6 protein-coding genes are annotated in these 5,980 nt (G+C 73.6%); all 6 read left to right on the top strand.

Translation table 11 applies throughout. The features are described from left to right. Positions 1-1,257: exodeoxyribonuclease V subunit alpha (recD, locus tag H5J29_RS18200; protein WP_181782155.1), on the top strand; the 1,257-nt coding region annotated here is incomplete at its 5' end. An 80-nt stretch (positions 1,258-1,337) separates the two neighbouring features. Beyond that, complete coding sequence (locus H5J29_RS18205; protein ID WP_181782156.1) at positions 1,338-3,035, top strand: NAD(P)/FAD-dependent oxidoreductase; 1,698 nt, start codon at positions 1,338-1,340, stop codon at positions 3,033-3,035. Continuing rightward, positions 3,035-4,456 carry an ATP-binding protein gene (locus H5J29_RS18210; RefSeq protein WP_181782157.1) on the top strand — a complete coding sequence of 474 codons (1,422 nt, stop codon included), beginning with the start codon at positions 3,035-3,037 and terminating at the stop codon, positions 4,454-4,456. The genes H5J29_RS18205 and H5J29_RS18210 overlap by 1 nt, the downstream gene beginning before the upstream one ends. Continuing rightward, positions 4,453-4,785, top strand: a complete 333-nt coding sequence (locus tag H5J29_RS18215; protein ID WP_181782158.1) for a UBP-type zinc finger domain-containing protein — start codon at positions 4,453-4,455, stop codon at positions 4,783-4,785. Before H5J29_RS18210 ends, H5J29_RS18215 begins: the two co-directional genes overlap by 4 nt. Positions 4,786-4,796: 11 nt before the next feature. Further along, positions 4,797-5,276, top strand: coding sequence for an NUDIX hydrolase (locus tag H5J29_RS18220; RefSeq protein WP_312858292.1), 480 nt, complete (start codon positions 4,797-4,799; stop codon positions 5,274-5,276). A gap of 212 nt (positions 5,277-5,488) precedes the next feature. Further along, a partial coding sequence (locus H5J29_RS18225; RefSeq protein WP_512700124.1) for an MFS transporter occupies positions 5,489-5,980 on the top strand: 492 nt, incomplete at its 3' end.

Genomic DNA, 5,980 nt, shown 5'->3' on the forward strand with positions numbered 1-5,980 from the left:
CTGCTGCACGACCTGCACGAGGGCCACTCCCCGCTGCGCGTGGCGCTGGTCGCGCCGACCGGGAAGGCCGCGGCGCGGCTCGGGGAGTCCGTGGGCCACCACACCGCCGAGCTGCCCGCCCAGGACCGCGCTCGGGTCGGGGCGCCCACCGCGTCGACCATCCACCGGCTGTTGGGTCGGCGCCCCGGGTCGACGAGCCGGTTCCGGCACGACCGCGCGAACCGCCTCCCGCACGACGTCGTCGTCGTCGACGAGACGTCGATGGTCTCGCTGACCCTGATGGCCCGCCTGCTGGAGGCCGTCCGCCCCGACGCCCGGCTGGTCCTGGTCGGCGACCCGGACCAGCTGGCGTCGGTCGAGGCGGGGGCGGTGCTGGGCGACCTCGCCCACGCCGCGGGCACCCCCGAGCCGGAGCTCGACACCCGGCTCCGGGAGATCGGCGCGCTCGCCGAGGGCGATCCGCCGGTGGTGCACGGCGTCGTCACGCTCACCCACACCTGGCGGTTCCGCGGCGGGATCGCGGCCTTCGCCGAGGCGGTCCAGCGCGGGGACGCGGACGCGGCCGTCAAGCTGCTGCGCGCCGGGCACCCCGACCTGCGGTTCGTGGAGTCGAACCTGGAGGTGCGCGATCCGGCCGGGCTCGAGGGGCTGCGGGCGGACGTCGTCGAGGCCTCCGGCGCCCTGATCGAGGCGGCCACGGCGGGCCGGACCGCGGACGCGCTGCGCGGCCGGGACCGGCACCGCCTGCTGTGCGCACACCGGCGGGGGCCGTTCGGGGTCACGCGGTGGAGCCAGGAGGTGGAGCGCTGGCTCGCGGCCGCCCACCCGGGTTTCGACGATCCCGCTCCCGGCGAGCGGGCAGGCCCCTGGTGGCCGGGCAGGCCCCTGCTCGTCACCGGCAACGACTACGACCTCGGTCTGTACAACGGCGACACCGGGGTGGTGGTCCGCGAGCACGGCACCCTGCGTGCGGTGTTCGGTCGCCCGGCCGCGCCGCAGTCGTTCGCCCCCGCCCGGGTCGGCGGCGTGCAGACCGTCCACGCGATGACCGTGCACCGCAGCCAGGGCAGCCAGTTCCACCACGTCACGGTCGTGCTCCCCCCACCGGAGTCCCCCCTGCTCACCCGCGAGCTGCTCTACACGGCGGTCACCCGGGCGCAGCGGGTCGTGCGGTTGGTCGGCAGCGAGGAGGCGGTGCGCGCGGCCGTCGGACGCCCGGTGAGCCGGGCCAGCGGGCTGCGGGAACGCATGAGCTGACGAGAGAGGATCGGGCACTCCCGTCAGCCCGGCGCGGAATCACGTGCCGTCGCCCCTCACCACACGGCAGGATGGACCTCATGCCGGATGCCCCCGCGTCATCCCCCTCGACCCTGGTTCCCGCCAAACCCGCCCTGGTCACCGTCGACGACGACCCGAGCGTCTCCCGAGCCGTGGCCCGCGACCTGCGTCGGCGCTACGGCGAGACCTTCCGTGTCGTCCGGGCCGAGTCCGGGCAGCAGGCGCTGGAGGCGCTCCGCGAGATGGCCCTGCGCGGCAACGACGTGGCGGTGCTGCTCGCCGACTACCGGATGCCCGGGATGAACGGGCTCGAGTTCCTGGAGCAGGCGCTCGACCTGTACCCCGCCGCCCGCCGCGTGCTGCTCACCGCCTACGCGGACACGGACGCGGCGATCACCGCGATCAACGTCGTCGACCTGGACCACTACCTGCTCAAGCCGTGGGACCCACCGGAGGAGAAGCTCTACCCGGTCGTCGACGCGATGGTCGAGTCCTGGCGGCGCGCGGACCGGCGGGAGGTCTGCGAGACCAGGGTCGTGGGGCACCGCTGGTCGGCGCGCTCGCACGAGGTGCGGGACTTCCTGGCCCGCAACCAGGTGCCCTACCGCTGGTACCCGGCGGACGGCGCGGAGGGGGCGCGGTTGCTCGCGGCCGCGGGCGTCGACGACTCGCAGCTGCCCGTGGTGATCTCCCCCGCCGGCGAGTGCCTGGTCGCGCCCGCGGAGACCGAGCTGGCGGAGCGGGTCGGGCTGGCCACGGTGCCGGCCACGGACTTCTACGACCTCATCGTGATCGGCGGCGGGCCCGCGGGGCTCGGCGCCAGCGTCTACGGCGCGTCCGAGGGGCTGCGCACGGTGCTGGTCGAGCGCACGGCGACCGGCGGCCAGGCCGGGCAGAGCTCACGGATCGAGAACTACCTCGGCTTCCCCGACGGCGTGTCCGGCGCCCAGCTCACCGACCGGGCCCGCAGGCAGGCGGTGCGGCTCGGCGCGGAGGTGCTCACCGCCCGCGAGGTCGTGTCGCTGGAGGCCAACGGGGCCGCGCGGACCGTCACGTTCGCCGACGGGAGCACCATCCACGCGCACGCGGTCGTGCTGGCCACCGGCGTGACCTACCGGGAGCTCGACGCCCCGGGGCTGACCGAGCTGGCGGGCCGCGGGGTGTTCTACGGCTCGGCGCTCACCGAGGCCGCGGGCTGCGCCGGCAGCGACGTCTACATCGTCGGCGGTGCGAACTCCGCAGGTCAGGCCGCCGTGTACTTCTCCCGGCACGCCCGCAGCGTCACGATGCTGGTGCGCGGTCCGAGCCTGCAGGCGTCGATGTCGCAGTACCTCATCGAGCAGATCGAGGGCATCGACGAGATCACCGTGCGGACCTGCGCGGAGGTCGTCGACGCCACCGGCGGCGAGCACCTGGAGAAGCTCACGCTGCGGGACCGCAACACCGGCGAGACCGAGACCGTCGACGCGGGCTACCTGTTCGTGTTCATCGGCGCCAGCCCCCGCACGGACTGGCTCGGCGACCGGATCCAGCGCGACCGGGCCGGGTTCGTGCTGGCCGGGCCGGACCTGATGACCGACGGTCGGCGGCCCGCGGGATGGAACACCGACCGCGATCCGTTGCACCTGGAGACCAGCCTGCCGGGGGTCTTCGTCGCGGGGGATGCGCGCGCCGAGTCCGTCAAGCGGGTCGCGTCGGCCGTGGGCGACGGGGCGATGGCCGTGTCGCTGGTCCACAGGTATCTGGAGAACCCGTGATGAGTGTCTGTGACCCGGAGGAGCTCAAGACCCTCTTCCTCTTCGAGAAGCTGGACGACACCCAGCTCGCCTCGCTGTGCGACCAGGGCCGCATGGAGGAGTTCGAGCCGGGCGTCGTCTACACCGAGGGCGCGCCCGCGACCTGCTTCTACGTGCTCGTCCAGGGCACGGTCGTGCTCAGCAGGCGCTCCGGCAGCGAGGACGTCGAGGTGGAGCGGACCTCGCAGCCCGGGGTCTACGCCGGCGCCTGGCACGCCTACCTCGGCGACCGGATGCCCCAGACCTACAACAACTCGCTGCGGGTCACCGCCCCGTCGCGCTTCTACGTGCTCGACGCGCAGAAGCTCTCCACGCTCATGCGCGAGTGGTTCCCAATGGCGCTGCACCTGCTCGAGGGACTGTTCTTCGGGATCCAGAACACCCAGCAGGCCGTCAGCCAGCGCGAACGGCTCCTCGCGCTCGGCTCGCTGTCCGCGGGCCTGACCCACGAGCTGAACAACCCGGCCGCGGCCGCGGTGCGCGCCACGTCGACGCTGCGCGAGCGCGTGGCGGGGATGCGGCACAAGCTGGGCATGATCGCCGCGGGCCCGTACGAGCGCGTCGACCTCGAGACCCTGATGAGGCTGCAGGAGGACGCGGCCGACCGCGTCGGCAAGGCACCCGAGCTCAGTCCCCTGGAGACCGGGGACGCCGAGGACGAGGTCGGCGAGTGGATCTCCGACCAGGGCATCGAGGGCGGCTGGGACATCGCGCCGAACTTCGTGGCCGCGGGGATCGACGTCGAGTGGCTGGCCCAGGTCAAGGCGAGCGTGCCGCCGGGCGTGCTCGAGGGCGCGGTCCGCTGGCTGAACTACACGGTCGAGACCGAGCTGCTGATGAACGAGATCGCGGACTCGACCACCCGGGTGTCCACGCTGGTCGGCGCGGCGAAGCAGTACTCGCAGATGGACCGCGCGCCCTACCAGACCGTGGACATCCACGAGCTGCTCAAGTCCACGATCATCATGCTGCACGGCAAGTTCGGCGACGGCGTGAAGCTCGTCAAGGACTTCGACCGCACGCTGCCGAAGGTCAACGTCTACGCGGCCGAGCTGAACCAGGTCTGGACGAACCTGATCGACAACGCCGTTCAGGCCATGGCCGGGCACGGCACGCTCACCGTGCGCACCGCGCGCGAGGGCGACCGGCTGCTCGTCGAGATCCGGGACACCGGCCCCGGGATCCCGGCGGAGATCCGGTCGCGGATCTTCGAGCCCTTCTTCACCACGAAGGCCGTCGGCGAGGGCACCGGGCTGGGCCTGGACATCTCGTGGCGGATCGTGGTCAACCGACACCACGGCGACCTGCGGGTGGAGTCGGAGCCCGGGGACACCCGTTTCCAGGTGCTGCTGCCGTTCGACGCCATTGCGGAGGAACCGTGATCGACCCTGCCGTACCGCCCTCGGGATCCGGGTGCGCCGAGTGCGACGCCGCGGGCGGCTGGTGGGTCCACCTTCGCCGCTGCGCCACGTGCGGGCACGTCGGGTGCTGCGACTCCTCCCCGGCGCAGCACGCCACGGCGCACTACCGGGAGACCGGGCACGGCGTCGTGCAGAGCTTCGAGCCGGGCGAGGACTGGTTCTGGGACTACTCCCGGGAGGTCGGCCTGAACGGCCCCGCCCTGGCCCCCCCGACCTCGCACCCGGCGGACCAGCCCACCCCGGGGCCGTCGGGACGGGTCCCGGCGGACTGGCGGTCGCACATCCACTGAAGAATGGCCCGGTGCTGACGAGTGCCGGGATCCTCCTCCATCGCGACCGTGCCGGTGTCGAGGTGCTCCTCGGGCACATGGGGGGCCCGTTCTGGGCGCGCAAGGACGCGGCGGCCTGGTCGATCCCGAAGGGCGAGCTCGACGAGGGCGAGGAGCCCACGGCCGCCGCCCGGCGGGAGTTCACCGAGGAGCTCGGCTTCCCGCCGCCCGCGGGCGAGCTGCGCGAGCTGGGCGCGGTGGTGCAGTCCGGGCGGCGCAAGACCGTCCTCGGGTTCGCCCTCGCGGGCGAGGTGCCCGACGAGCTGGTGGCCGCCGTGGCCGAGCGCCCCGACGCCGGGGACTGGGTCGAGATCGAGTGGCCGCGCCACTCCGGCAGGCGGCTGCGGTTCCCCGAGATCGACCGCGCGGCGTGGTTCGACCTCGAGACCGCCCGGGTGAAGCTGGTCAAGGGCCAGCTGCCGTTCCTGGACCGGTTGGTCGAGATCATCTGAATCGATCGTGAGCCGTCTCACCTGCGACGGATTGGCGATCAAGGGGCCGGTTCCGCCAGAGTGGAGCACCGGCGCACGCGGTCGTGCGTCTCCACCATCCGACCGCCACGTCGCGCGATCGTCCCCACCGCGCGACCGTCACGGCGGACCCCTCCGGCCACGGCAACCCGAACGCCGTCGGAGCACGCGGTCCGCCCGAGGAAACACCCCCGATGCCCGTCTTCCCCGGCGGGACGCGTCCGCGTTCCCGCTCGTCCGTCTCCCCCACCTTCCGCAGTCTCCGAGTCGCCGTCACCACGCTCTTCGCCTTCGCGGGCGCCGTGTTCGGCAGCTGGGCCGCCCGCATCCCGGACGTCACCGCCCAGGTCGGCGCCACCCACGCGACACTCGGCATCGCCCTGCTCTGTGTGTCCCTCGGTGCGCTCGCGTCGATGCAGCTCACCGGGGTGCTCGCCACCCGGTTCGGCCCCGGCCGGATCGCCGTGGCGGGCGCGGCGGGGCTGTGCCTGGTCGTCCCGCTGCCCGGACTGGCGACCTCGATCCCCGGGCTCTGCGCCGCGCTGCTGCTGTTCGGCGTGTTCACCGGCCTGGTCAACGTGGCGGTGAACAGCGCGGGCGTGGCCGTCGAGGCCCGCAGGCCGGACCGTCCGCTGATGCCCTTCCTGCACGCCGCGTTCAGCCTCGGCGGGCTGGTCGGCGCCGCG

The sequence above is a fragment of the Pseudonocardia pini genome, assembly GCF_013870575.1.
Lineage (GTDB): Bacteria > Actinomycetota > Actinomycetes > Mycobacteriales > Pseudonocardiaceae > Pseudonocardia > Pseudonocardia pini.

Coding starts and splice junctions, on each gene's coding strand:
- H5J29_RS18210 (WP_181782157.1), top strand. CDS start 3,035: ATGAGTGTCTGTGACCCGGAGGAGCTCAAGACCCTCTTCCTCTTCGAG.
- H5J29_RS18205 (WP_181782156.1), top strand. CDS start 1,338: ATGCCGGATGCCCCCGCGTCATCCCCCTCGACCCTGGTTCCCGCCAAA.